The sequence below is a fragment of the Actinacidiphila rubida genome (assembly GCF_900110255.1).
Classification (GTDB): domain Bacteria; phylum Actinomycetota; class Actinomycetes; order Streptomycetales; family Streptomycetaceae; genus Actinacidiphila; species Actinacidiphila rubida.
Window position 1 is genome coordinate 131,455 of record NZ_FODD01000015.1, and the last position, 26,086, is coordinate 157,540.

Below are 26,086 nucleotides of genomic sequence, written 5' to 3' on the forward strand. Positions count from 1 at the left end.
CGGGATGCGGCCGGACCGGCCTCCGGTCCGGCCGCCCCGGCGGCTGGAGGTCAGACGTCCGAGGTGCAGGGCAGCGCCGCGTGATCGTCCATCGGCAGCAGCTTGATGCCGTCCGGGGCCATCGCCGCGAACATCGCGGTCGTCGCCGGGTCGTCGGGCACCCGGCCCTCGGTCGTCTCGAAGTACTCCGCCATCCAGATCCGCACGGGCTCGGAGGGCACCAGCGCCGCGCCGGCCAGCTCCGGCGCCGTGGCGAGCAGGGTCAGCACGATCCCGGGCACCCGGGCCGCCCCCTGGTGCAGCGCGGGCTGGAAGTACGGCACGTCCAGGACGCGGCCGCCCTGGCGGGCGTAGAAGCGCAGCCGGGCGCCCGGGTCGCCGCGCTCGTCGTCCGGCGTGTGCGCGGCCGGGTGCTCGACCTCCGCGAGGGTGAGGAGCGGATGGACCCGCTCCTGCCAGCCGGTGCGGATCTCCTCCATCAGCGCGCCGCCGATCCCCGCGGACCGCACGCCGCGCCGGACCGCGATGTACGACAGCAGCAGCACCCCGCTCTTCGGGGACCACTCGGCGACCGCTGCCCCGTCGACCCTGCCGTCGTCGACGACGCCGGAGATCCACAGCAGCCCCGACTCCAGACCGTTGCGTACCTCGGCCCGGGACATCAGCTCGTGCGGGGTGAAGCTGGGCACGAGAAGGTCGTCGTACACCGAGTCCAGCAGGGGACTGTCCAGTCCGATGGCGCTGACCTGCACGTTGCTCGCCTCTTTTCGACGTTCGTCCGACGGTGGTCCGTACCGGGGCGTCAGGGAGCCGGCGGCGGGGTGCGCAGCGGCTCTTCGAGGGACTTCTCCAACTCGTCCCCCATGTTCCTGATCATCCACTTCGCCGTCCTGGCGAAGTCCGTGAGGTCGGTGCGGAGATCGGTCTCGGCCGGCGGGTGCGGCAGGCCGAAGCCGTCACCCGGATCCTGCCCTATGTGGAGCCAGTACGGAGCGAAAAGCGCCCGGCAGCGCGCCTTCGCCGCGGCGACCTCCGCCGCGAAACCGGCCTCCAGGGCCTCCTGTTCGCGCCGTGCGACCCGGGTGAGGATGTTGCGGTACAGCGAGTCGGAGTAGAGGTTGGGGTACTGCCCGAAGGTCTCCTGGCGCACGTGGTACACCGCGCCGTGCAGGGCGGCGCGCCCCAAGGCGTCGAAGGAACGCCGCGGGTCGCCCTCGGCCCAGGCGATGTCGGAGAACGTCGCGGCCAGCCACACGGGCAGTTCGTGGTCCTCCTCGTCCGCGACCCGCTCCTCGAGGCCGTCGAGGAGCGCGCGGGCGCGGGCCGGATCCTCGGTGACCCACAGCGAAGCCTCCTCGGAGGCCGCCCAGTTGCCCATCCACAGCTCGCTCTCGTCCGAGCACGCGGCGGCGCTCGCCTGGAACCACTCCGAGGCCCGGGCCCGGTCGGCGGGGGTCCCGTCGCTCCCGAACCAGACGACGGCGGCCTGCAGTTGGCAGAAGACGATGTAGACGCGCCGCAGGTCCGGGTCGGTGGGAACGCGTCCGCGCCGCAGGCGCAGGTAGTCCGCGATCTCGTCCAGGGCCTCCGCGGCCAGCTCCCACCGCTCCCGGTCCCGGCCGGGCACCTGGTGGATGCGCCCGGGGACGTACGCGGTGCGCAGCTGCTCCAGCCACGCCACCCACCGCAGGTCGCGGTCGGCGGGCAGCGCCCGGTAGGCGGCCACGAGCTGGTCGCAGTAGCTGAACGCCACCTCCACGTCCCACCAGTAGAACGCCTCGAAGAAGAGCCGGATCATGGCGCGCTTGGCGCCGTCGAACTCCTCGCGGGACAGGTGCGCGGCGTGGTGCAGCCACTCCTGGGAGTCGCGCTGCCACTCCGGGTCCTCGTAGCGCGCGCCGAGCGCGTAGGCGGACTGCTCGTCGCGCTCCTCGTCGAAGTTCATCCTGGCCCGGTAATGGCGCTCGACGACGGCGTGCAGCCGGGCGTGCTCCGTGGGGCGGGTGCGCCGGAAGCGGCGGTCGAGGTTCTCCCGCAGGTAGTCGTGCAGCCGCCAGCCCTCGTCGGCGTCGTCGTCGAAGGGGGAGACGAACGCGCAGTCCGACAGCCAGTCGTACAGCTGCGACGCGTGCCGCTCGGTGACGTCCTCCGCCTCGGCGAGGACCGCGCCGAAGACCTCCGGGGTGCAGCGGCGCAGGATCACGAGCAGATCGAAGAGCGCGACGGGACGGCCCGTGACGCGCGCCGCCCGTCCGTCGACGTAGGTGCGCACGGCCTCGAACGCGTCGCCGTCGTCCCAGTGCTCGCCGCCGCCGAGCAGCAGCGCGCGGACCGCGGCGACGGGGGAGTCGACGGGCATCGAGTCGCGGACGATGCCGCTGCACGTGGCCATGCCGATGGGGTGGCCGCGGGTGAGCACGGCCACCTCGCGGGCCGCGGCGGTGGCGGCGGCGTACTGCCAGCCGGCCTCGACCAGACGCTGCCGCACGAACGCGGTGGTCTCGTCGCGCGACAGCAGCCCGAGCCTGATCTGCCGCACGCCGGGCAGCGATCCGCCGCCGGCCGCCGGACGGCCCCCGTGCACCACCACGGCGGTGGACAGGCCGCGCAGCAGGGCCATCAGCCACTCCTCGACCTGCGTTCCGGCGACGGTGTGCACGTCGTCCACGAGCAGGGCGGTCGGCCGGGTCCTGGCCTCGCCGTCGAGGATGCGCGTCAACTGCCGTTGCATCTCGACGAGTCGGGACACCGGAGGGGTGAGTGCCCCGGACACGGCATCGCCGATGCCGCCGATGTCCCCGATGCGCACGTCGTGGGAGCGGCTGACGTCGATGGTGACGTGCGTGCCGGCGCCCGGCTCCGGCCGCCGCACCTCCCGCGTCGCGAGGATCGCGGTCTCCAGTTCGCGCCCGTGGCCGGCGGTCAGCAGCGGCTCCTCGCCGCCCTCGGGGACGTACGCGCGGTGCACGTCGGCGGCGATCGCGTCGACGATCTGGCGGCAGGCGGCGTAGTCGGCCATCTCCCGCTCGGCCGGTTCCACGGTGCGTCCCTCGCCGTACTGCGGGGCGCCGGCGGTGACGAACAGGACGAGCCGCCGGTCCGCCTTCAGCTCGTTCGCGATCTCCTCCAGGAGCAGCGTCTTGCCGCAGCCGCTGTCGGCGACCACGGCGAAACGCACCCCGTCCCCGCCGGCGCGGGCCGCGTCCACCACGGTGTCGCGGGCCCGCACCAGAGTCGCGGTGCAGGGCTTGCGCGGCGCGGACTCCACGTGCGGCTCGGCGGGTGCGGCCACGGGCTCCGGAACGACCGGGGCCGGAACGGCGGGGGCCGCCGCCTCCGCGTCACCGTCCCGGTGCCGGCCGATGACGACGTCCTCGCTGCGGCGCACCGCCACCCGCGAAGTGCCGCCGGACGTACCGGAGTCGGACACCCGCACCTGGCGGGACCGGCTGACGCTCACCCGCCGGTCGTCGGCCGGACGCTCCGCACCCGTCGTCCCCGCACCCCGCCGCGCATGTGAACCGCCCCAGCGCTGGAACGCGAACGAGGCCAGGAGCGCGACGACATACAGGGCGAGCAGCAGCAACCCCACGAAGAAGAACGTGCTGTTGATCAGCGCACCCGCCAGCACCAGGAGCCCGAAGCCGAAGCCGGCGAGCAGGGGCGGGTCCTTGAGGTTCTCGGCGACGCTCGCGAGCGCACCGCCCAGGGCGGAGAAGACACCGGTCGGATCGCTTCCGCCGGAATCCGGCGGAGTTAACGGGGCGTTGGGCTCGGACATGCACTCCTCCGGGACTCGAAAGTGAACCGAACATAACGGGCGACAGTGCGCGTTCACCCGCGTTTTGCGGAACCCGGGAAGAGGGTTCCGGGCGCGTTCCGCATGCGGCCGGGCGGACGTCGCCCCAACCGTCCCACGGGCTCTGGGCCGCCTCAGCTACCCGGCGGTAAGAAATTTCCCGAAGCCGCGTAATAGTTCGGCACCAACGCGGTCTTCTCCGTGACGCCGAGGACGTCACGACGCGGAAGGAAGGGCCGTCATGGGCAGCGCCGGAGCGAAGAGCGCGGTGGACTGGCTGGTCTCCGTGGTACCCGATCCCGAGGGGTGCCGGTGGGAGTGGGAGCGCAACCCGCTGGGAGTGACCCTGCTCCCGGCCGGGCGATTGTGGGACGTGCTGATCATCGGCGCGCGGCTGGGGTACCCCACGTTGGACGTCCTGCACCGGATGGTCGACCGGCCGGGCCCGGTCCTGGCCGACTTCGGCGACGCCCGGATGGGATTCCTCGTCCCCCCGGGCACCGCCGAGCGCTGGCTGGGCACGGGCGTGCGGGCGGCCGGGCGCGGCACCTGGATCGTCGTGCCCTATCCGGGACGGCCCACCGGAGGGGTGCGCTGGCTCGTCCCGCCGGACGGCACCGGCCACCTCACCGATCCGGTGGTGCTGGAACTGGCCATGCACGAGGCGGCCGCCAGGATCGCCGGCGACTGATCCCGCCGGGCACGGTCTCCGGCCCCCGGACCGGCCCCGGACCGGCCTCCCGGACCCCGCCCCACGCGGGTGCGGCGCGCGGTTCCGCCGCACGCGGGCCGTGGGGGTGCTTGTCGGGGCGTGCCCGCCGTGGCGACACTGGCGGAAACGACGGAAGGAAGGATCATCCCGTGACGAGCGAGCACCTCACCCACTGGATCGCCGGCCGCCCCTGGACCGGTACCTCCGAGCGCCGCGGCGACGTCTACGATCCGGCGACCGGCAAGGTCACCCACCAGGTGGACTACGCCGACCGCGCCGTCGTCGACCTAGCGGTCGGCGCGGCCCTGGAGGCGTTCCAGGACTGGCGGCACGCCTCGGTGGCCCGCCGCACCTCGGTGCTCTTCGCCTTCCGCGAGCTGCTCCACGCCCGCCGCGATGAGCTGGCCGCCGTCATCGTCGCCGAACACGGCAAGGTGCACTCCGACGCGCTCGGCGAGGTCGCCCGCGGCTTGGAGGTCGTGGAGTACGCGTGCGGCATCCCGCAGCTGAGCAAGGGCGGCTTCACCGAGCAGGCGTCCACGGGCATCGACGTCTACTCCCTCCGGCAGCCGCTGGGCCCGGTCGCGGTCATCTCCCCGTTCAACTTCCCGGCCATGGTGCCGATGTGGTTCTTCCCGATCGCCATCGCGCTCGGCAACACGGTGGTGCTCAAGCCCTCCGAGAAGGACCCGTCGGCGGCGAACTTCCTGGCCGCGCTGTGGAGCGAGGCGGGCCTGCCCGACGGGGTGTTCAACGTCGTGCACGGCGACAAGCCGGCCGTGGACCGGCTGCTGGAGCACCCGGACGTGAAGTCGGTGTCGTTCGTCGGCTCCACCCCGATCGCCCGCTACGTCTACGAGACCGGCACCCGCCACGGCAAGCGCGTGCAGGCGCTCGGCGGCGCCAAGAACCACATGCTGGTACTGCCCGACGCCGACCTGGACCTGGCCGCGGACGCGGCGGTCAACGCGGGCTTCGGCGCGGCGGGGGAGCGGTGCATGGCGGTCTCGGTGCTGGTCGCCGTCGACCCGGTCGGCGACGGCCTGGTCGAGCGGATCAGGGAGCGCATGGCCGGGCTGACCGTCGGCCCCGGCTGCGCGCCCGCCTCCGAGATGGGCCCGCTGGTCACCGGCGTCCACCGCGACAAGGTCGCCGCCTACCTCGACGCGGGCGTCGCCGACGGCGCCACCCTCGCCGTCGACGGCCGCACCCACCCGCTCACCGGCGCGGAGGCCGACGGCTTCTGGCTCGGGCCCACGCTCTTCGACCACGTCAAGCCGGGCATGTCCGTCTACGACGACGAGATCTTCGGCCCGGTGCTGTCCGTCGTCCGCGTCTCCTCGTACGACGAGGGGCTCGCCCTCATCAACGCCAACCCGTACGGCAACGGCACGGCCCTGTTCACCAACGACGGCGGTGCCGCCCGGCGCTTCCAGCACGAGGTGGAGGTCGGGATGGTCGGCATCAACGTACCCATCCCGGTGCCCGTCGCCTACTACTCGTTCGGCGGCTGGAAGTCCTCACTGTTCGGCGACGCGCACGCCTACGGCGAGGACGGCGTGCGGTTCTTCACCCGCGGCAAGGCCGTCACCCAGCGGTGGCTCGACCCTTCGCACGGCGGCATCAACCTGGGCTTCCCGACGAACAGCTGAGTTCCCCCGCTCGCGCCCCGTGCTCCCGCTCGCGCCCCCGCCCTTGCCGGCGCGCCCCGGAGGCTCAGCCGTCTCCGGGGCTCTCCGAGCCGCGATCGGGTGCCGCTGCCGCCCGGGCCGCCAGCACCTGGGCGGCGGCCACGCCCGACAGCAGCACGACCGTGAGGCACCAGCTGGCCAGCACGTCCGTCGGCCAGTGGTAGTCGCACCACACCAGCGCGAAGCCCACCGCGAGGAGCAGCAGCGGGGTCCCCGCCGCCAGCACCAGGCGGGCGGCCCTGCCGCGGGCCCACGGCAGCAGGAGCAGCGCGGCCGCGCCGAAGGCCACCGACGAGGTGGCCGTGTGCCCGGAGGGGAAGTAGCCGTAACCGCTGGGGTCCGGCACGGTCAGGCCCGGCGGCGGCCGGTGCACCGCGTCCTTGACCAGCGTCACGACCACCGGGACCAGGATCATCGCCACCGCGGCCGCGGCCGGCGGCAGCCACCAGCGGGGCAGCCCCGCGGTGCGGGCCGCCCACGCCGTGCCGGCCACCGCGGCCAGCAGTACCGGCACCGCCACCTGGATGTTGCCGAGCTTGCACAGGTAGTGCGCGGTCGTGCCGAATCCCGGGTGCGCGGCCGCCGTCCGCAGGAACCAGTGCAGCACCCGGCCGTCCGTCCGCACGGGCGCGCCGCCCGCCGTCACCAGCCAGGTGAGGACCGCGAACCCCGCCGCGCCGAGCACGCCCAGCGTGCCGAGCACCGCGAGGCGCTGGAAAAGAGTCAGCCGCCCCGGAACAGGGGGGAGAGTTCCGGGGCGGCCAGGACGATCGCCGGACCGCTCGTCCCGGGGGGTTTGGGGCGAACGGCCGACCGATCGGCGAGGATTGCCAGGGCCAGTGGTCCCGGCGGTGTCGTGCGCGAGGGCACTGCCGAGCCGGTGATGGGGATTCACCGGCGCGTTGTCGCGTGTGGCTTTCTGGGGAGTCCGCCACTCGCGGGGTGTTCCACGGAAACCGTACGTCACGCGGGTCCCGTAAACGTCGCCCCACACCCCCTCGCCATCAGGCCCGCACACGTTCTTCACGACCTCGGCCCCCCTGTCGGATCTCCTGCCGTCACCAGGGGGCCGGCACCTCTCAGACCCCCGCGAAGGCATTCTCGATGATGTCGAGGCCCTCGTTCAGCAGATCCTCGCCGATGACCAGCGGCGGCAGGAAACGCAACACGTTCCCGTAGGTGCCGCAGGTGAGAACGACCAGGCCGGCGGCGTGGCACGCCTTCGCGACCGCGGCGGTCACCGCCGGGTTCGGCTCCTTGCTCCCCGGCTCGACCAGCTCGACCGCGATCATGGCGCCGCGCCCGCGGACCTCGCCGATCACCGGGAACTTCTCCTGCATCGCCCGCAGCCGCGGCGTCATGATCTCGCCGATCCGCCGCGCCTTCGCGTTGAGGTCCAGCTCCTTCATCGTCTCGATCGCGCCCAGCGCGGCGGCGCAGGCCACCGGGTTGCCGCCGTAGGTGCCGCCGAGGCCGCCGGCGTGCGCCGCGTCCATGATCTCCGCGCGGCCGGTCACCGCGGCCAGCGGCAGGCCGCCGGCGATGCCCTTCGCCGTGGTGATCAGGTCGGGCACGATGCCCTCGTCCTCGCACGCGAACCACTGGCCGGTGCGGCAGAAGCCGGTCTGGATCTCGTCCGCGACGAACACGATCCCGTTGTTCTTCGCGAACTGGGCGATCCGGGGGAGGAAGCCCTTGGCCGGCTCGATGAAGCCGCCCTCGCCGGAGATCGGCTCGATCACGATCGCCGCGACGTGCTCCGCGCCGATCTGCTTGGTGATCATGTCGATGGCCTGGGCCGCGGCCTCCTCGGCCGCGTGCTCGGGACCGGTCAGCCAGCGGTAGCCGTAGGCCAGCGGCACCCGGTAGACCTCGGGCGCGAACGGCCCGAAGCCCTCCTTGTACGGCATGTTCTTCGCGGTCAGCGCCATCGTCAGGTTGGTGCGACCGTGGTAGCCGTGGTCGAACACGACGACCGCGGTGCGCTTGGTGTACGCCCGCGCGATCTTCACCGCGTTCTCCACCGCCTCGGCGCCGGAGTTGAACAGCGCGGACTTCTTCGGGTGGTCGCCCGGGGTCAGCTCCGCCAGCCGCTCGGCGACCTCCACGTACGCCTCGTACGGGGTGACCATGAAGCAGGTGTGCGTGAAGTCGGCGAGCTGCGCGGACGCGCGGCGGACGACGGCCTCGGCGCTGTTGCCGACGGACGTGACGGCGATGCCCGAGCCGAAGTCGATCAGCCGGTTGCCGTCCACGTCCTCGAGGACGCCGCCGCCGGCGCGGGTCACGAACACCGGCAGGGTGACGCCGACGCCGTTCGCGACCGCGGCGGACTTACGGGCCAGCAGCTCCTGGGACTTCGGTCCCGGCACGGCGGTGACGAGCTTGCGCTCCTGGGGCACTTCGGTCATGGCGGACGATCTCCTCGGATCCCTCGTACGCAAACAGCATCTCCCGGCAGGCTAGGCCGCCCCCCTGCGACCCCGCATACGCCGATAGGTAACACTCCCCGCCCCCGTTTCGCCGGAACGGCCAGTGCGCGCGCCGCCCCTCCCCATTCCCCCAAGATCCTTTTACCGCGGTAGCCGCTCGACTACATTGAGCGCATCGTCGGCGACGAGGGGCGAGGGGCAACGCGCCATGGATGCCATGGATCACGAGGGCGGGCAGCGCTACGGGCAGGGTCCCGGCGTGCCCCGCACCCCGCCTGCCGCGGGGCTGCCGCCCCGCCCGGACGTCGCGCCCGCGCCCGTCCCGCGGCCGGCGCCACCGCCGCCTCCGGTCAAGGCGCCGCCCGCCTCGGAGCTGGAGGTCTGGCTGCGCACGCCGCGGGAGGTGGACGCGCCGGGGGTGTACGGGTTCGGGCATGTGCCACGCGCCGCGCCCGACCCGGACCGGGCCACGCCCCGACGGTTGCTCGGCGGGGCGGTACTCGCGCTGCTGGTCGGTCTCTTCGTGTGGTCGTTGTTCCGCAACTACTTCCACTTCTGGATCTGGCCGGTCATCTGGTTCACCCCGGCCCACTGGCGCAGCGGCGCGGGCGACGACACGAACGCCTTCAACCTGGCCAGCCGCCTTTGGGCAGCGGCGTGCACCCTGGTGCTTCTCTGGGTGACAGCGCGGTTCGGCAACTGGGCCGAGGTCTGGCGGCGCTTTGCCGCGCCTTCGCTGCGACGCCTGTGGGACGACCCCGAGCCCGGCACGGCCCCGGAGGACCGGCCCGACCCGGTGCAGTGGCCCGAGTTGCGGGAGGCGCGGCAGTTCGCGCTGGCCGACCGGCTGGCCGCGGAGGTGCGGACCGGCCGGATGAACGACGTGGACTACGCCAGGATCCGGCGGGCGTGGGACGGCGTCCGGCAGGACCCGAGCCTGCTCGACGGGTTCAGCGACGCCGTGCTCAGGCAGGGGGCCGAGGCGTTCCTGCACCCGTCGGGCAAGCGCGAGCTGCCCTACCGGGGATTCCCCCACGACCTGATGAACGGCCAGGTGCGGGTCGGCCTGGGCGTCGACACCGACCGCAATCCGTACCAGCACCGGGGGTCCGGGATCGCCCTGGACCCGACGCTCCTGGGCACGGGCCTGCTCGCCGTCGGGCCGCCGGGATCCGGCAAGACCCGGCAGATCGCGCGGCCCGTCGTGGAGACCCTGTGCCTGCAGGCGCTCGCCGGGCAGGCCGCAGTCGTCGCGGTCGGCCACGCCGGCGCGGACCTGGGTGCGGCCTCGGGCTTCGACGTCGTCATCTCGCTGGGTGATCCGTCGTCGCGGTACGACCTCGACCTGTACGGCGGCAGCACCGATCCGGACACCGCGGCCGGCGCCCTCGCCGAGGCGCTACTGGACGTCCACTCGGCGGACGAGGGCGACCAGCGGCGTGCCGCCACGGTGCTCGGCCAGCTCATCGGCCCGTTCCACACCGCCCGCGGCCGTTTCCCGTCGGTGGGCGAGCTGCGGGAACTGCTCGACGGCACACCCCACGCGTACGCCGCGCTGCGCGACGCGCTCGACGCGGTCGGGGCCCCGGCGATGACCCGCGAACTCGACGCCCGGCAGCGGCAGGCCGCGCAGCCCGGCGACCTCGGCCCGCGGCTCGCCGACCGGGTGGCACTGCTCGACCGCCCCGCCTTCGCCGGGTTCTTCGACGTCACCGGCCGCTCGCGGCCGTTCTCCATGTACGCGCTGGAGCACCCGCTGCGCGTGCGGATCGACCTCCCCGAGCACGGCCACACCGAGGCGTCCCGCATCCTCGCCCGCCTGGTGCTGGCCCAGTTCACCGCGGCCGTCACCGCCCGCCGCGACCGCTCCCTTTTCGCCTGCCTGGTGCTGGACGACGCGGCGCACAGCATCACGGCCGACGCCATACGCGGCATGGCGCGGTTGCGGTCCGCGAACGCGGGCGTGGTGCTGACCCTGCGGACCCTGGACGACGTGCCGGAGGCGCTGCGGAGCCCGCTGCTCGGCGCGGTCGGGTGCCGGATGGCACTGTCCGGCGTGACGACCTGGGACGGCAGGCGTTTCGCCGAGGCCTGGGGCACCACGTGGGTGCAGACGCGCGACGTCACCAGGACCCCCGATCAGTCGGGTGGGCTTCCGCGGCGGGTCGGGCGGGGGGTGCGGCGGCTGTTCACGGGGGAGGTCGTCACCACGGAATCCGTCACCGTCCGCGAGGTCGAGCGGGAGCGGTGGTCGGCTTCGGATCTGGCGCACGGGGTGCCGGCGGGGCACGCGGTGGTGTCGATGACGACGACGGGCGGGGAACACGCGCCGCCGGTGCTGGTGGACCTGCGGGGGTGAGACGGGGGCTGGACGGTGCGGCACAATTGAAGGGCCGTCCGGGACCGGGCGGCGCAAAGCCACGGGGTCACCAGGTCGGTATGCCGCTCACTCTCGCGTCTCTCGCGCACCATTCGACGCTCAAGCTGGAGGTCCTCGCCGGCGCCGGCCGCCTCGACGCCGACGTCCGCTGGGTGCACACCAGCGAGCTGGACGATCCGGGACCGTACCTGGAGGGCGGCGAGCTGCTGCTCACCACGGGGATGAAGCTCGGCGTCACGGACCCCGACGCGATGGGCGCGTACGTGCGGCGGCTGGCCGCAGCCGGCGTCGTGGGCCTCGGCTTCGGCGTGGGCGTCGGCCACGACACCGTGCCGCCGGCCCTGGTGGCCGCGGCCGAGGAGGCCGGGCTGCCGCTGCTCGAGGTACCGCGCCGCACCCCGTTCATCGCGATCAGCAAGGCCGTGTCCGCGGCCGTCGCCGCCGACCAGTACAAGGCCGTCACCGCCGGGTTCGAGGCGCAGCGCGAGCTGACCCGCGCCGCGCTGGCCGCCGACGGCACCACGGCCCTGCTCGGCCGCCTCGCCGCCCACCTCCACGGCTGGGCCGCGCTGTACGACGCCTCGGGCGCGGTGCTGGCCGCCGCCCCGGACTGGGCCGGCCGCCGGGCCGCCCGGCTGGCCGGGGAGATCGACCGGCTGCGCGACACCCCCGCGCCCGCCAGCGCCGCCGTCGCGGGCCCGGCCGGCACCGAGGACCGGGTCGAGCTCCAGTCGCTGGGCACCGGACGCCGCCCGCGCGGCTTCCTCGCGGTGGGCACCGAGGAGCGCCTGGACACCTCGGCGCGCTACGTGGTGCACGCCGCCGTCGCCCTGCTCACGCTGTCCCTGGAGCAGTCCCGCACCCTCCAGGACGCGCAGGCCCGGCTGGCGGCCGCGCTGCTGCGGATGCTGTTGGCCGGCGAGCCCGGGCACGCCCGCGCGGTGGCCGGCGGCCTCTACGGCCGGCTGCTGGAGCGGCCCGTGCGGGTGCTGATCGCCGAGCCCGCCGACCCGCGCACCGGCCCCGACGCGGTGGCGCTGCTGGGGGAGCGGGCGGAGGCCGCGGCCGTGCGGGCCGCCGAGCCCCTGCTGGCGGTCCGCGAGGGCCCGCGGCTGGTCGTGCTGGCCGCCGCGGACGCCGGCTCGCTGGCGGCCACCGCCGACCTCGCCGACGCCGAGGACGCGCTGGCCGCGGGCCTGTCCGCGCTGGCCGACCCGGCGGCGGTGCCGGCCGCGCACCAGCAGGCCGAACGGGCGCTCGCGGTGGCGTTGCGGCGCGGCCGCAACCTCGTCGAGCACGACGAGGTCGGCGCCGGCTCGGTGATGCCGCTGCTGGCCGACGGCGCGGTGCAGGCGTTCGCCGAGGGCCTGCTGCGCCCGCTGCGCGAGCACGACGCGACCGCCCGCGGCGATCTGGTGGCCTCGCTGGCCGCCTGGCTGTCGCACCACGGCCAGTGGGACGCCGCCGCGGCCGACCTCGGCGTGCACCGGCACACCCTGCGCTACCGGATGCGCCGGGTCGAGGAGATCCTCGGCCGCTCGCTGGACGATCCGGACGTGCGGATGGAGCTGTGGCTCGCGCTCAAGGCGCAGGGCTGACGCCCGCGCGCGGCGCCCTGGCCATTCCGTAGCGCGCGGGCGCGCGCGCACTCCGCCGTGGACAACGGGGACCGGCCGCGGCGGCCCCTACCGTGGAGGGGACCTGCGATCACCAGAAAGGGCGGAACCACCGTGACAAGCACAGGCGCAGCCCCGTACCCGTTCTGGGTGGCCGGCCGGCCGGCCACCGGCACGGACACCTTCGACGTGACCAACTCGTGGGACGGCTCGCTGGTGGCCCGGGTCGGCGTGCCGACCGAGGAGCAGGTGGAGCAGGCCGTCGCGGCGGCCGCCGCCGCCCAGCACGCGTTCGGCGCGACACCCGCCCACGTGCGGGCCGCCGCCCTCGACCACGTGGCCAAGCGGCTCGCGGAGCGGACCGAGGAGATAGCCCGGCTGATCACCGCCGAGAACGGCAAGCCGGTGAAGTGGGCGCGCGGCGAGGTCGGCCGCGCGGTGTCGGTCTTCCGCTGGGCCGCCGAGGAGGCCCGCCGCTTCAACAGCGGCGAGGCGCAGCGGCTGGACACCGACCCGGGCGGCGTCGGCCGGCTCGCGCTGACCCGTCGCTTCAGCCACGGCCCGGTGCTGGGCATCGCGCCGTTCAACTTCCCGCTCAACCTGGTGGCGCACAAGGTCGCCCCGGCCATCGCGGTCGGCGCGCCGATCATCCTGAAGCCGGCGCCGGCCACCCCGCTGTCCGCGCTGCTCCTCGGCGAGCTGCTGGCCGAGACCACCGGGCTGCCCGAGGGCGCGTGGAGCGTGCTGACCGTGCCCAACGAGCGGATGCCCGCCCTGGTGCAGGACCCGCGGCTGCCGGTCATCTCGTTCACCGGCTCCGACACCGTCGGCCACCAGATCATGGACTCGGTGCCGCGCAAGCACGTCACCCTCGAACTGGGCGGCAACGCCGCCGCGGTGGTGCTCGCGGACTGGTCCTCCGAGGAGGACCTGGAGTGGGCGGCCACGCGGATCGCCACCTTCGCCAACTACCAGGGCGGCCAGTCCTGCATCTCGGTGCAGCGCGTGATCGCGGACGCGTCGGTGTACGACGCGCTGGCCGAGAAGGTGCTGGCGAAGGTCGCCGCGCAGGTCACCGGCGACCCGTCGGACGACGCGACCGACGTCGGCCCGCTGGTCAGCGAGGCGGCCGCCGAGCGCGTCGCCGCCTGGGTGGAGGACGCGGCGGCCAAGGGCGCCAAGGTGCTCACCGGCGGGGAGCGCGACGGCGCCAGCTACGCGCCGACGGTGCTGGCCGACCTGCCGGACGACGCGATCCTGGCGACGGCCGAGGCGTTCGGCCCCGTGCTGTCACTACACCGGGTGAACGGCGCCGACGAGGCGTTCGCCGCGGTCAACGACTCCCGGTTCGGCCTGCAGGCGGGCGTGTTCACCCACGACCTGCAGCTGGCGTTCCGGGCGCACCGCGAGCTGGAGGTGGGCGGGGTGATCATCGGCGACGCGCCGTCGTACCGCGCCGACCAGATGCCGTACGGCGGGGTGAAGGACTCCGGCAACGGCCGCGAGGGCGTGAAGTTCGCGATGGCGGACTACACGTACGAGCGGGTGCTCGTGCTCACCGGCCTCGACCTGTAGGTCGTCGCCGGCGCGAACCCCGGGGCTCGGGCCCCGGCTTGACGCACGGTCAGCGGCGGCGGGTTCCGGCCTGCCGCTGCTCTGGCTGGATTGCGTGAATTCGGGTAGTACGGACCAGTAGACCGGTCGGTAACCGGCTACCCGGAGGTGACGCAACCGTGTCCGCACCCGTCACAGCGCGCAAGGTCACCGAGCGCGAAGCACGCGAAGTGGCCGAGGCCGCCCGCGAGCAGTCCTGGCGCAAGCCCAGCTTCGCCAAGGAGCTGTTCCTGGGCCGCTTCCGCCTCGACCTGATCCACCCCTACCCGCAGCCCGCACCGGAGGCCTCCGAGAAGGGCGAGGCCTTCCTCGCCCGGCTGCGGGAGTTCTGCGAGACGAAGATCGACGCGGCGCGGATCGAGCGCGAGGCCCGCATCCCCGACGAGACGATCCTCGGGCTGAAGGAGCTGGGCGCCTTCGGCATGAAGATCGACGAGGAGTACGGCGGCCTCGGCCTCACCCAGGTGTACTACAACAAGGCGCTCGCCCTCGTCGGCTCGGCGAACCCAGCGGTGGGCGCCCTGCTGTCGGCCCATCAGTCGATCGGCGTACCGCAGCCGCTGAAGATCTTCGGCACCAAGGAGCAGAAGGAGCGGTTCCTGCCGCGCTGCGCCACGACCGACGTGAGCGCCTTCCTGCTCACCGAGCCGGACGTCGGCTCCGACCCGGCGCGGCTGGCCACCACCGCCGTGCCCGACGGCGACGACTACGTGCTGGACGGCGTGAAGCTGTGGACGACCAACGGCGTCATCGCCGACCTGCTGGTCGTCATGGCCCGCGTGCCGGCCGCCGAGGGCCGCAAGGGCGGCATCACCGCCTTCGTCGTCGAGGCCGCGTCCGAGGGCATCACCGTGGAGAACCGCAACGCCTTCATGGGGCTGCGCGGCCTCGAGAACGGCGTGACGCGCTTCCACCGGGTGCGGGTCCCCGCCGCCAACCGCATCGGCCCCGAGGGCGCCGGCCTGAAGATCGCGCTGACCACCCTCAACACCGGGCGCCTGTCGCTCCCCGCGGCGTGCAGCGGCGCCGGGAAGTGGTGCCTGAAGATCGCCCGCGAGTGGTCGGCCGCCCGCGAGCAGTGGGGCAAGCCGATCGCCGAGCACGAGGCCGTCGGCGCCAAGATCGCCTACATCGCGGCCACCACCTTCGCGCTGGAGGCGGTGCTCGACCTGTCGTCGCAGATGGCCGACGAGGACCGCAACGACATCCGCATCGAGGCCGCGCTCGCCAAGCTCTACGGCTCCGAGGCGGCCTGCCGGATGGCCGACGAACTGGTGCAGATCCGCGGCGGCCGCGGCTTCGAGACCGCCGACTCGCTCGCCGCCCGCGGCGAGCGCGCGGTGCCCGCCGAGCAGCTGGTGCGCGACCTGCGGATCAACCGGATCTTCGAGGGCGCCACCGAGATCATGCACCTGCTGATCGCGCGGGAGGCGGTCGACGCCCACCTGTCGGTGGCCGGCGACCTCATCGACCCCGACGCGACCCTCGCCGACAAGGCCAGGGCCGGCGCCAGGGCCGGCGGCTTCTACGCCCGCTGGCTGCCCAAGCTGGTCGCGGGACCGGGCCAGCTGCCCACCTCCTACGCGGAGTTCGGCGAGCTCGCCGGGCACCTGCGGTACGTCGAGCGGACCGCCCGCAAGCTGGCCCGCAGCACCTTCTACGCCATGTCGCGCTGGCAGGGCCGGATGGAGCTGAAGCAGAACTTCCTGGCCCGGATCGTCGACATCGGCGCCGAGCTGTTCGCGATGAGCGCGGCCTGCGTCCGCGCCCAGCACCTGGCGGCCAGCAGCGACAACGGTCCGGCGGCCCGGCAGCTGGCCGACACCTTCTGCCGGCAGGCCAGGATCCGCGTCGACGAGCTGTTCGACCGGCTGTGGACCAACACCGACGGCCCCGACCGGGCACTGGCCAAGGCGGTCCTCAGGGGCGACGTGACGTGGCTGGAGGCCGGCGTCGTCGACGTCAGCCGCGAGGGCCCGTGGATCGCCGACGCCACGCCGGGGCCGACGCAGAAGGAGAACGTCCACCGGCCCGTCCACTGACCGCGTCCACTGCTCGCGTCCACTGACCGCGCGTACGCACCGCGCGTGCTGACCGCGGCCAGTGACCGCGGCCAGTGACCCCGCCCACGCGCCCGTCCCCCGATCGGCCGATCCGCTCCTCGGCCGGTCCCCACGGAACCCGCGGCCCGCCCGGGCCGCGGGTTCCCCCAGGCCCTCACCGCCCGCACCCCTCCCGTCCCGCGTCCTGCCGCCCGCGGCCACGGCCGGCCGGCGGGCACGACACAATGACCTCATGACCGACGCACTCGCAGACCCGCACCACCGCCCGCACGCCCCCGCGCAGGACGGTCCCCGGGACATCGTGATCCTCGGCTCCACCGGATCGATCGGGACGCAGGCCATCGACGTGGTGCTGCGCAACCCGGACCGGTTCCGGGTCGTCGCGGTCGGCGCCGCCGGCGGTCGCGCCGACCTGCTCGCGGAGCAGGCGCACCGGCTGGGCGTGCACACCGTCGCGGTCGCCGACGCGTCCGCCGTACCGGCCGTGCGCGAGGCCCTGGCGGCCCGCTACGGCGCCGCCGCGCTGCCGGAGATCCTCGCCGGCCCGGACGCCGCCACGCACGCGGCACAGCTGCCGTGCCACTCGGTCCTGAACGGCATCACCGGCTCCATCGGCCTGCGCCCCACGCTCGCGGCGCTGGAGGCCGGGCGGGTGCTGATCCTGGCGAACAAGGAGTCGCTGATCGTCGGCGGCCCGCTGGTGCGGGCGCTCGCCCGGCCGGGCCAGGTCATCCCGGTCGACTCCGAGCACTCCGCGCTGTTCCAGGCGCTGCTCGGCGGCGCCCGCTCCGAGGTCCGCAAGCTGATCGTCACCGCGTCCGGCGGCCCGTTCCGCGGCCGCACGCGCGCCCAGCTGGCGGCGGTCACGCCCGCCGAGGCCATGGCGCACCCCACCTGGGACATGGGCCCGGTGATCACCATCAACTCGGCGACGCTCGTCAACAAGGGCCTGGAGGTCATCGAGGCCCACCTGCTCTACGACATCCCCTTCGAGCGGATCGAGGTCGTGGTCCATCCGCAGTCCTACGTTCACTCGATGGTGGAATTCACCGACGGCTCCACGCTCGCCCAGGCCAGCCCGCCCGACATGCGGATGCCGATCGCGCTGGGCCTGGGCTGGCCGGAGCGGGTGCCGGACGCCGCACCCGCCTTCGACTGGTCGAAGGCCTCCACGTGGGAGTTCTTCCCGCTCGACGAGGAGGCGTTCCCGGCCGTCTCCCTGGCCCGCCACGTCGGCGCGCTGGGCAGCACCGCCCCGGCGGTGTTCAATGCGGCGAACGAGGAGTGCGTCGAGGCCTTCCGCACCGGCAGGCTCTCGTTCACGGGCATCATGGACACCGTCGCCCGTGTCGTCGAGGAGCACGGCACTCCCGCGCCGGGAACTCGGCTCACCGTCGAGAACGTCCTCGAAGCGGAGGAATGGGCCCGGGCTCGGGCCCGCGAACTGGCACAGGCATCGGAGGAAGCGCGCGTATGACGGCTCTCATGACGGTCCTCGGCATAGTCGTCTTCGCCGTGGGCCTGATGGTCTCCATCGCCTGGCACGAGCTCGGTCACCTGTCCACGGCGAAACTCTTCAAGATCCGCGTGCCGCAGTACATGGTGGGCTTCGGGCCCACCATCTGGTCGCGGAAGAAGGGCGAGACCGAGTACGGGTTCAAGGCCGTCCCGCTCGGCGGCTACATCCGCATGATCGGCATGTTCCCGCCCGGCGAGGACGGCCGGGTCACCGCCCGCTCCACCTCGCCGTGGCGCAGCATGATCGAGGACGCCCGCTCGGCCGCGTTCGAGGAGCTGCAGCCCGGCGACGAGGACCGGCTGTTTTACACGCGCAAGCCGTGGAAGCGCGTGATCGTGATGTTCGCCGGGCCGTTCATGAACCTCATCCTGGCCGTCGCGCTGTTCCTCGGCGTGTTCATGGGCTTCGGCGTGAACACCCGCACCACGGTGATCGGGCAGGTCAGCGACTGCGTGATCTCCCAGTCCGACACCTCCAAGCGGGACCCGAACAACCCCTGCACCGCACACGACCCGGTCGCCCCGGCCAAGACGGCGGGCTTCAGGGCCGGCGACACGTTCGTGAGCTTCAACGGCAAGCCGGTCAAGGACTGGGCCCAGCTGTCCGAGGACATCCGCACCGGCGCGGGCAAGGCCGACATCGTGGTGCTGCGCGACGGCAAGCAGGTCACCCTGCACCCGACGCTCACCACCAACACCGTCGCCAGGACCGACAAGGACGGCAACTACGTCGACGGCACGGTGAAGGCCGGATTCCTCGGCTTCTCACCCGCCACCCACATAGAGCAACTCGGCTTCGGCGCCTCGGTCAGCCACATGGGCGACATGGCCCGCCAGGGCGTGAGCTCCCTGGTCAGCCTGCCGCAGCGGATCCCCGACCTGTGGAACTCGGCGTTCAACGGCGCCCCGCGCAAGGCCGACTCGCCGATGGGCGTGGTCGGGGCGGCCCGCGTCGGCGGCGAGGTGTTCGCGCTCAAGGAGCCGGCCGTCGACCGGATCATGACGATGGTCATGCTGGTCGCGGGCTTCAACCTGTCGCTGTTCCTGTTCAACATGCTGCCGCTGCTGCCGCTGGACGGCGGGCACATCGCCGGCGCCCTGTGGGAGTCGATCCGCCGCCACACCGCGCGGGTCTTCCGCAGGCCCGACCCGGGCCCGTTCGACGTGGCCAAGCTGATGCCGGTCGCTTATGTCGTGGCCGGAATCTTCGTGTCCTTCACGTTGCTGGTCCTGATCGCAGATGTGGTCAACCCGGTCAAACTCAGCTCGTAACCGTTTGAGCCGGGTGAGAGTCGCGGGCCGGGTGCCGTAATCTCGATGCCGGAGCCCGCCCGCGACGGGACCTCGATCCACAGCAGGGGATGCCACGCAGATGACCGCGATTTCGCTCGGTATGCCGGAAGTTCCGACCCGTCTCGCCGACCGCCGCAAAAGCCGTCAGATCCAGGTCGGAAGCGTCGCTGTGGGCGGCGACGCACCCGTCTCCGTCCAGTCGATGACCACCACCAGGACATCCGACATCGGTGCCACGCTCCAGCAGATCGCTGAGCTGACCGCCTCCGGCTGCCAGATCGTCCGCGTCGCCTGCCCGACGCAGGACGACGCCGACGCCCTGTCCACGATCGCCCGCAAGTCGCAGATCCCGGTCATCGCCGACATCCACTTCCAGCCCAAGTACGTCTTCGCGGCCATCGACGCGGGCTGCGCCGCGGTGCGCGTCAACCCCGGCAACATCAAGCAGTTCGACGACAAGGTCAAGGAGATCGCCAAGGCCGCGTCCGCCGCGGGCGTGCCGATCCGGATCGGCGTGAACGCCGGTTCGCTGGACCGCCGCCTGCTGGAGAAGTACGGCAAGGCCACTCCGGAGGCGCTGGTCGAGTCCGCCCTGTGGGAGGCGTCACTCTTCGAGGAGCACGACTTCCGCGACATCAAGATCTCGGTCAAGCACAACGACCCGGTCGTGATGGTCAACGCCTACCGGCTGCTCGCCCAGAAGTGCGACTACCCGCTGCACCTCGGGGTCACCGAGGCCGGCCCCGCCTTCCAGGGCACCATCAAGTCCGCGGTCGCCTTCGGCGCGCTGCTCGCCGAGGGCATCGGCGACACCATCCGCGTCTCGCTGTCCGCGCCGCCGGCCGAGGAGGTCAAGGTCGGCATCCAGATCCTGGAGTCGCTGAACCTCCGCCAGCGCCGCCTGGAGATCGTCTCCTGCCCGTCCTGCGGCCGGGCCCAGGTCGACGTCTACAAGCTCGCCGACCAGGTCTCCGCGGGCCTGGAGGGCATGGAGGTGCCGCTGCGCGTGGCCGTCATGGGCTGCGTCGTCAACGGCCCCGGCGAGGCCCGCGAGGCCGACCTGGGCGTCGCCTCCGGCAACGGCAAGGGCCAGATCTTCGTGAAGGGCGAGGTGATCAAGACCGTGCCCGAGTCGAAGATCGTCGAGACCCTGATCGAGGAGGCCATGAAGCTCGCGGAGCAGATGGAGGCCGACGGCGTGATGTCCGGCGAGCCCGAGGTGAGCATCTCCTGACGCGGTACCCGACGGGCCGTGCCGCCGCGGCGGGACGGCCCGGACCGCGCTTCCGGCCCGTTGCCGCGGGGTTCACCCGCAGGCCACCCGGGTCGCCCGCGAGAGGTAAAGTGCGGGGACCATCTTTTGCCGTCGCCCGCGGCCCGCACGGTGAGGCGCCCGCATGCTGACCCATTCCACAGCCCGCGTCCTGGACCCCGGAGACCTCGACGCCGCGCTCGCCGTCCTCGACCGCGACCCGGTGGCCAACGCCTTCGTGACCTCACGGGTCACCATCGCCGGCCTCGACCCGTGGCGGCTCGGCGGCGAGATGTGGGGCTGGTACTCGGGCGGCCGGCTCACCTCGCTCTGCTACGCCGGCGCCAACCTCGTGCCCATCTGCGCCACCCCCGAAGCCGTCCAGGCGTTCGCCGACCGGGCCCGCCGGGCCGGCCGCCGCTGCTCGTCCGTCGTCGGCCCCGCCGAGGCCACCGCCGACCTGTGGACGCAGCTCGAACCGCACTGGGGCCCGGCCCGCGAGGTCCGCGCCCACCAGCCGCTGATGACCACCCGCGCGCTGCCCGCCGACGTGGCGCCCGACCCGCTCGTGCGCCGGGTGCGGCGCGACGAGATGGACGTGATCATGCCGGCCTGCGTGGCGATGTTCACCGAGGAGGTCGGGGTGTCCCCGCTCGCCGGCGACGGCGGCCTGCTCTACCAGGCACGAGTCGCCGAACTCGTCTCCACCGGCCGCGCCTTCGCCCGTGTCGAGGACGGCCAGGTCGTCTTCAAGGCCGAGATCGGCGCCGTCACCCGGCACAGCTGCCAGATCCAGGGCGTGTGGGTGGCGCCCTCGCACCGCGGCCGCGGCCTGTCCGAGACCGGCATGTCGGCGGTGCTGCACTACGCGCTGCGCGACGTCGCGCCGCTGGCCAGCCTGTACGTCAACGACTTCAACACGGCCGCTCGCGCCGCCTACCGGCGCGTCGGGTTCACCGAGGTCGGCGCGTTCATGAGCGTGCTGTTCTAGGGCCTGTCCGACACATCCCGCCTGCCCCGCGGGGCCCGGGCGCGGGCGAACGGATCGGCGATACCCGGCGGTGCCCGGCCGTCCGCACCGGACGGGCGCCCGGCACCGGTAAGGTCGCCGGACATGGAGAACGTGGTGGTCGGCCCGCTCGACCTCGCCGCTCACGTCGACGAGGCGCTGGCCGTGCAGGCGGTCGCCTTCGGGCTCGGCCCCGAGGAAGTCGCCATCCGCCGGCAGATCGTGCTGCGGCACCTGGCCCTGCCGGGCGCCCGCGCGCTGGGCGCGCACGGCGACGACGGACGGCTCGTCGGTTTCGTCTACGGCCTGCCCAACGACCGCGCCCACTGGTGGTCCAGCGTCGTCCAGCCCTATCTGCGGCGGGGCGGCAACGACCACTGGCTCGACGAGTCGTTCGTCATCACCGAACTGCACGTGCTGCCCGAGGCCCAGGGCCGCGGCATCGGCCGCCGGCTGATCACCGCCATCACCGACACCGCGAGCGAGCCGCGCAGCATCCTGTCGGCGATCGACGGCGAGACCCCGGCCCGCCACCTCTACCGCCACCTCGGCTACCGCGACCTGGCCCGCCCGGTGCACTTCCCGAGCGCCACCCGGCCGTACGCGGTCATGGGCGCGCCGCTGCCGCTGCTGCGCCCCGGCGGCCTGCCGCACCCCGCGGCCGCCGACCGCCCCGGGAACGCCGAACGCCCTGAATAACCGCTGGGGGAGCGCCCGCGAGGGCCGGTATCCTCGCCGGACTTCCCGCCCGCAACTTCTCGCACCCTCGCACCCTCGCACCCTCGCACCCTCGCACCCTCGCACCCTCGCACCACCGGAGGCCGCCATGATCCAGCGCATGTCCCGCATCCTGCTCAAGACGCTGCGCGACGCCCCGGCCGACGCCGAGACCACCAGCCACCAGCTGCTGGTGCGTGCCGGATACGTGCGCCGCTCGTCGGCCGGCGTGTGGAGCTGGCTGCCGCTGGGCAAGCGGGTGCTGGACAACGTGGCGCGGATCGTCCGCGAGGAGATGGACGCCATCGGCGGCCAGGAAGTGCTGCTGCCCGCGCTGCTGCCCCGGGAGGCGTACGAGGCGACCGGCCGCGCGGAGGAGTACGGCGACCTGCTGTTCCGCCTCACCGACCGCAAGGGCACCGCCTACGTGCTCGGGCCCACCCACGAGGAGATCTTCACCCAGCTGGTGAAGGACCAGGTCAGCTCGTACAAGGACCTGCCGGTGATCCTCTATCAGATCCAGACCAAGTACCGCGACGAGGCCAGGCCCCGCTCCGGGGTGCTGCGCGGGCGCGAGTTCCAGATGAAGGACTCCTACTCGTTCGACACCGGCGAGGAGGGCCTCGCGGCGGCCTACCGGCTGCACCGCGAGGCGTACCAGCGGATCTTCACGCGGCTCGGCCTGGACTTCCGGGTCGTCTCCGCGGTGTCCGGGGCGATGGGCGGCTCGGCGTCCGAGGAGTTCCTGGCCCCCGCGGCCGCGGGCGAGGACACGTTCGTGGACTGCCCCGCGTGCGACTACGCCGCCAACGCCGAGGCGGTCGTCTTCACCGCGGCCGTGCCCGCCGCCGCCGACCCCGGGCCCGTCGAGGAACTGGACACCCCCGACACGCCCACCATCGAGACCCTGGCCGCGCACCTCGGCGTGCCCGCCTCCGCGACTCTGAAGAACCTGCTGGTCACGGTCGACGGCGAGATCACCGCGGTCGGCGTGCCCGGCGACCGCGAGGTCGACCTCGGCAAGCTCGCCGAGCACCTGGCCCCGGCGGTCGTCGCACTGGTCACCGCCGAGGACTTCGCCGCGCGGCCCGACCTGGTGCGCGGCTACGTCGGTCCCCAGGGGCTGGACATCCCCTACCTCGCCGACCCGCGGATCGCGCCCGGCACCTCCTGGATCACCGGTGCCAACAAGCCCGGGCGGCACGCCGCGAACGTGGTGTGCGGCCGCGACTTCCAGGTCGACCGCCACCTCGACGTGGTGACCGTGCGCGAGGGCGACCCCTGCCCCCGCTGCGGCACCGGCCTCACGCTGGGCCGGGCCATCGAGATCGGCCACATCTTCCAGCTCGGCCGCAAGTACACCGACGCCTTCCAGGTCGACGTCCTCGGCCGGGACGGCAAGCCCGTCCGGGTCACCATGGGCTCCTACGGCATCGGCGTCTCCCGGGCGGTGGCGGCGCTCGCCGAGCAGACCGCGGACGCGCACGGGCTGTGCTGGCCCCGCGAGGTGGCGCCCGCCGACGTCCACGTGGTCGCCGCGGGCAAGGCGGCGCAGACGGAGCTCGCGGCCCTCGCCGCCGACGCGCTGCACGCGGCCGGTCTGCGGGTGCTGCTCGACGACCGGGCCGGGGTGTCGCCGGGCGCCAAGTTCGCCGACGCGGACCTGCTGGGCGTCCCCGTCATCCTCGTCGCGGGGCGCCGCGCGGGCGAGGGCTACGTCGAGCTGAAGGACCGGCGCACCGGGGAGCGCGAGGAGCTCCAGCTCGCCGAGGCCCTCCGGCGCCTGAGCCGGCCCGACCTCTGACGTCACGTCACCGACGCGCCCCGGCCGGGGAGTCCGGCCGGGGCGCGTCGCCGAGCGGTGTGCGGTTCACAGCCAGCTGGCGAACTCCAGCAGCAGCTCGCCCTCGTCGCGGCCGCCGACCGACAGGTACCAGACCCCCGCCTCCACCGACCGGAACAGCGCCCAGCCGCGCAGCCGTTCGGGATCCACGTCCAGCGCGGAGGCCAGCGAGGAGACCCGCCGGCGGGCCGCGGCCCGCGAGCCCGGCTGCGCGGCGAGCGTGGACAGCCGGTCCCGGGCCAGCGACGCCAGGTCGTAGGCCCGCTCGCCGGCCAGCGGTTTGGGGTCGATGGCCAGCCACGCGGCCCGCTCGCCCGCCAGCACGTTGCCGTGGTGGTAGTCGCCGTGCAGCAGCACCTCCTCGGTGCCGCTCGCGAGCAGCTGGTCGCGCAGCGCCAGCGCCTCGTCGATCAGCGGCCGGGCGTCCGCCGCCCAGTCCTGCTCCCGGCGCTCGCGCAGCGTGCCGGTCAGCAAGGCGGTGTAGTCCGCGACCGTCGTGAAGGGGTGCCCGTCGGCCGGCGGCACCCACAGCCGCTGCAGCACCGTCTCGGCCTCCAGCATGGCCCGCGGCTCGGCCAGCGAGCGCAGCGAGATGTCGGCCTGCAGCCGCTCCAGCAGCAGCACGCCCTCCGGAGCGTCGGCGGCGAGCAGGCGCACCGCGCCCCGCCCGTCCCAGTGCGCCAGCGCCGCGTGCTCCTGGGCGGTCTCCTGGGTGACCATGCCGAGCTTGAGCACCGCGGGCGTGCCGTCCGCGTCCCTGACGAGGATGATCATGCTGATCTGGCCGCCCGCCGCGAACACCCGCTCCGGCGTCAGCCGCCAGCTCTCCAGGTAGCCGGCGACCCGTCCGGGCAGCCGGTCGAGCCAGGCGCGGCCCGCCTCGCCCTCCCAGGCCGCGACGGTTCGGACGAGCCTTTCCGGCGGTGCCAGATCCACGTGTCCCGGCCGGCCGTCGTCCGCCACTTCACCCATCGCGCTGCGTTCCCTCCGTGTCCGTGCCGCCGGCGGTGCGGGGACCCCGCCGGGCACGGCCGACTCAGCCGCGCTCCGCCAACCCCGGGAAGGCTACGCCGTCGCCGCTCCAGCGCACCGCGCGCACCGCCGCCTCCCGGAGCGCGGCCGCCGCGTCCTTGCGCACGCCGCCCGTCGCGGCCCGCACCAGGTCCCCGTAGGCGCCGGCGAGGTGGTCCTCCAGGTAGGCGGCCAGCCGCACCGCGGCGGCGGAGTCCGGCACCGGGAAGGGCAGCCGGTACCCGGCCGCCGCCACGACCGGCGTCCCGCCCAGGTCGCCGACCGTGCGGGCCAGGGCGTCGCGGGCCGCGCGGTGCGCCTCGTACGCCTGGCGGGCCTCGGCCTGCCGGCCGGCGGCCACCCGCCCCCCGACCACGCCGTAGCCGTACACCGCCGCGTGCTCCGCGGCGAGCGCCGCCTGGGCTGCCGCGAGGGCCGGCCCCGCGGCGGGGGCGGAGGTGCGCGCGGGGGTGGGCCCGCCGGCCGGGTGGGGGCCGCCGGTGCCGCTCCCGCTCGGGCCCGTCGTGCCGCTCATGGTTCCGCTCATACGGTCTTCGCTCCCGGGGTCAGCAGCACGACATGGGCGGCGCCGGCCGCGGCCACCGACGCCATCAGCCGGGCCAGCTCGCCCGGAACGGTCAGCAGCGCCGCGGCCCGGCGGTCGGCGAGCGTCCGTTCCGCGGCGGCGAGCGCGGCCAGCGCGGCGGCCGGCGTCGACGGCACGGCGGGCGCGGGCGAGGCGGTGCCCGCGCCCTTCCGCGGGGTGGGCGGTGCCGCGGACGGCGTTCCGGCGGACGCGAGGGCCGTCGGCGAGGCCGGGGTGGCGGCGGGCGCCGGCGGCCTACCGCCGAACGCCGAGGCGTGCAGGGCGACATGGGCCCGCAGCGGGGACAGCCGGCCGGCCAGCGCGGGATACGCGGCGAGCGTCGCGTCGTACCGGGCCAGCAGCGCCAGGCTGTCGCGCGCGGCCTGCGCCCGCTGGAGCGTCCCCGGCGCGGGCGCTTTCCCCCTGCCGTCCGCGGATCGCGGGGAGCCGCCGCCCGAACACCCGCCCACGGTTCCGACGACCGCCGCACCCACCACACTTCGCCTGCTCAGGCGCGCCATCCGGGGGATCATGACGGGATTCTACGGGT

At 74.0% G+C, this 26,086-nt stretch carries 19 protein-coding genes; 12 read left to right on the plus strand and 7 right to left on the minus strand.

From position 1 onward, the window contains the following. Positions 1-50: 50 nt before the first annotated feature. Positions 51-752 carry a GNAT family N-acetyltransferase gene (locus tag BMW99_RS16855; RefSeq protein WP_107451617.1) on the minus strand — a complete coding sequence of 234 codons (702 nt, stop codon included), beginning with the start codon at positions 750-752 and terminating at the stop codon, positions 51-53. Positions 753-802: 50 nt separating this feature from the next. Then, a complete protein-coding gene (locus BMW99_RS16860; RefSeq protein WP_079176083.1) occupies positions 803-3,781 on the minus strand; it encodes an ATP-binding protein in 2,979 nt (992 codons plus the stop codon). 259 nt (positions 3,782-4,040) lie between these two features. On the opposite strand from BMW99_RS16860, the gene BMW99_RS16865 reads away from it, so the two are divergent. Continuing rightward, positions 4,041-4,490, plus strand: a complete 450-nt coding sequence (locus tag BMW99_RS16865; RefSeq protein WP_069463249.1) for a hypothetical protein — start codon at positions 4,041-4,043, stop codon at positions 4,488-4,490. 170 nt (positions 4,491-4,660) lie between these two features. After that, positions 4,661-6,163: a CoA-acylating methylmalonate-semialdehyde dehydrogenase gene (locus BMW99_RS16870; protein WP_069463250.1), complete on the plus strand. Its 1,503-nt coding sequence runs from the start codon at positions 4,661-4,663 to the stop codon at positions 6,161-6,163. A gap of 64 nt (positions 6,164-6,227) precedes the next feature. Here BMW99_RS16870 and BMW99_RS42085 read toward each other — a convergent pair whose 3' ends face one another. Further along, a complete protein-coding gene (locus BMW99_RS42085) occupies positions 6,228-6,905 on the minus strand; it encodes a phosphatase PAP2 family protein (RefSeq protein WP_107451543.1) in 678 nt (225 codons plus the stop codon). 376 nt (positions 6,906-7,281) lie between these two features. After that, complete coding sequence (gene gabT, locus BMW99_RS16880) at positions 7,282-8,613, minus strand: 4-aminobutyrate--2-oxoglutarate transaminase (protein WP_075017053.1); 1,332 nt, start codon at positions 8,611-8,613, stop codon at positions 7,282-7,284. Positions 8,614-8,851: 238 nt separating this feature from the next. Here gabT and BMW99_RS16885 point away from each other — a divergent pair, with 238 nt between their 5' ends. The 10 genes from BMW99_RS16885 (at position 8,852) to BMW99_RS16930 (ending at position 23,900) form a co-directional block, all read left to right on the plus strand. Then, complete coding sequence (locus BMW99_RS16885; RefSeq protein ID WP_075017054.1) at positions 8,852-10,993, plus strand: type IV secretory system conjugative DNA transfer family protein; 2,142 nt, start codon at positions 8,852-8,854, stop codon at positions 10,991-10,993. Positions 10,994-11,073: 80 nt separating this feature from the next. Next, positions 11,074-12,612, plus strand: a complete 1,539-nt coding sequence (locus BMW99_RS16890) for a PucR family transcriptional regulator (protein WP_075017055.1) — start codon at positions 11,074-11,076, stop codon at positions 12,610-12,612. Between the two features lie 132 nt (positions 12,613-12,744). Continuing rightward, a complete protein-coding gene (locus BMW99_RS16895; RefSeq protein WP_069466810.1) occupies positions 12,745-14,205 on the plus strand; it encodes an aldehyde dehydrogenase family protein in 1,461 nt (486 codons plus the stop codon). 158 nt (positions 14,206-14,363) lie between these two features. Continuing rightward, positions 14,364-16,286 (plus strand): acyl-CoA dehydrogenase family protein, encoded by a 1,923-nt coding sequence (locus BMW99_RS16900; protein ID WP_075017056.1) that lies wholly within the window; start codon positions 14,364-14,366, stop codon positions 16,284-16,286. Between the two features lie 253 nt (positions 16,287-16,539). After that, positions 16,540-17,784: a 1-deoxy-D-xylulose-5-phosphate reductoisomerase gene (gene dxr, locus BMW99_RS16905; protein WP_069464325.1), complete on the plus strand. Its 1,245-nt coding sequence runs from the start codon at positions 16,540-16,542 to the stop codon at positions 17,782-17,784. Then, positions 17,781-19,097: a M50 family metallopeptidase gene (locus BMW99_RS16910; RefSeq protein ID WP_069464326.1), complete on the plus strand. Its 1,317-nt coding sequence runs from the start codon at positions 17,781-17,783 to the stop codon at positions 19,095-19,097. The genes dxr and BMW99_RS16910 overlap by 4 nt, the downstream gene beginning before the upstream one ends. Before the next feature lie 100 nt (positions 19,098-19,197). After that, positions 19,198-20,352 (plus strand): flavodoxin-dependent (E)-4-hydroxy-3-methylbut-2-enyl-diphosphate synthase, encoded by a 1,155-nt coding sequence (ispG, locus tag BMW99_RS16915; protein ID WP_069464327.1) that lies wholly within the window; start codon positions 19,198-19,200, stop codon positions 20,350-20,352. A 163-nt stretch (positions 20,353-20,515) separates the two neighbouring features. Further along, the gene (locus tag BMW99_RS16920; protein ID WP_069464328.1) at positions 20,516-21,361 is read left to right on the plus strand and encodes a GNAT family N-acetyltransferase; all 846 of its coding nucleotides are present in this window, start codon (positions 20,516-20,518) and stop codon (positions 21,359-21,361) included. A gap of 123 nt (positions 21,362-21,484) precedes the next feature. Next, positions 21,485-22,078, plus strand: a complete 594-nt coding sequence (locus BMW99_RS16925) for a GNAT family N-acetyltransferase (protein WP_069462619.1) — start codon at positions 21,485-21,487, stop codon at positions 22,076-22,078. 127 nt (positions 22,079-22,205) lie between these two features. After that, positions 22,206-23,900 (plus strand): proline--tRNA ligase, encoded by a 1,695-nt coding sequence (locus BMW99_RS16930; RefSeq protein WP_069462618.1) that lies wholly within the window; start codon positions 22,206-22,208, stop codon positions 23,898-23,900. A gap of 66 nt (positions 23,901-23,966) precedes the next feature. Here BMW99_RS16930 and BMW99_RS16935 read toward each other — a convergent pair whose 3' ends face one another. The 3 genes from BMW99_RS16935 to BMW99_RS16945 all read right to left on the minus strand — a co-directional run bounded on the left by BMW99_RS16935 (position 23,967) and on the right by BMW99_RS16945 (position 26,069). Beyond that, a complete protein-coding gene (locus BMW99_RS16935) occupies positions 23,967-24,911 on the minus strand; it encodes an aminoglycoside phosphotransferase family protein (RefSeq protein WP_075017057.1) in 945 nt (314 codons plus the stop codon). 64 nt (positions 24,912-24,975) lie between these two features. Further along, a complete protein-coding gene (locus BMW99_RS16940; RefSeq protein WP_079176085.1) occupies positions 24,976-25,485 on the minus strand; it encodes a ferritin-like domain-containing protein in 510 nt (169 codons plus the stop codon). An 8-nt stretch (positions 25,486-25,493) separates the two neighbouring features. Next, positions 25,494-26,069, minus strand: coding sequence for a hypothetical protein (locus BMW99_RS16945; RefSeq protein WP_245791495.1), 576 nt, complete (start codon positions 26,067-26,069; stop codon positions 25,494-25,496). Positions 26,070-26,086: the final 17 nt, after the last annotated feature.

Bases quoted from the DNA above. Each gene is read 5' to 3' on its own strand.
- BMW99_RS16860 (WP_079176083.1), bottom strand. From the start codon at position 3,781: ATGTCCGAGCCCAACGCCCCGTTAACTCCGCCGGATTCCGGCGGAAGC.
- BMW99_RS16865 (WP_069463249.1), top strand. From the start codon at position 4,041: ATGGGCAGCGCCGGAGCGAAGAGCGCGGTGGACTGGCTGGTCTCCGTG.
- gabT (WP_075017053.1), bottom strand. From the start codon at position 8,613: ATGACCGAAGTGCCCCAGGAGCGCAAGCTCGTCACCGCCGTGCCGGGA.
- BMW99_RS16885 (WP_075017054.1), top strand. From the start codon at position 8,852: ATGGATCACGAGGGCGGGCAGCGCTACGGGCAGGGTCCCGGCGTGCCC.
- BMW99_RS16890 (WP_075017055.1), top strand. From the start codon at position 11,074: ATGCCGCTCACTCTCGCGTCTCTCGCGCACCATTCGACGCTCAAGCTG.
- dxr (WP_069464325.1), top strand. From the start codon at position 16,540: ATGACCGACGCACTCGCAGACCCGCACCACCGCCCGCACGCCCCCGCG.
- BMW99_RS16910 (WP_069464326.1), top strand. From the start codon at position 17,781: ATGACGGCTCTCATGACGGTCCTCGGCATAGTCGTCTTCGCCGTGGGC.
- ispG (WP_069464327.1), top strand. From the start codon at position 19,198: ATGACCGCGATTTCGCTCGGTATGCCGGAAGTTCCGACCCGTCTCGCC.
- BMW99_RS16920 (WP_069464328.1), top strand. From the start codon at position 20,516: ATGCTGACCCATTCCACAGCCCGCGTCCTGGACCCCGGAGACCTCGAC.
- BMW99_RS16925 (WP_069462619.1), top strand. From the start codon at position 21,485: ATGGAGAACGTGGTGGTCGGCCCGCTCGACCTCGCCGCTCACGTCGAC.
- BMW99_RS16930 (WP_069462618.1), top strand. From the start codon at position 22,206: ATGATCCAGCGCATGTCCCGCATCCTGCTCAAGACGCTGCGCGACGCC.
- BMW99_RS16935 (WP_075017057.1), bottom strand. From the start codon at position 24,911: ATGGGTGAAGTGGCGGACGACGGCCGGCCGGGACACGTGGATCTGGCA.
- BMW99_RS16940 (WP_079176085.1), bottom strand. From the start codon at position 25,485: ATGAGCGGCACGACGGGCCCGAGCGGGAGCGGCACCGGCGGCCCCCAC.
- BMW99_RS16945 (WP_245791495.1), bottom strand. From the start codon at position 26,069: ATGATCCCCCGGATGGCGCGCCTGAGCAGGCGAAGTGTGGTGGGTGCG.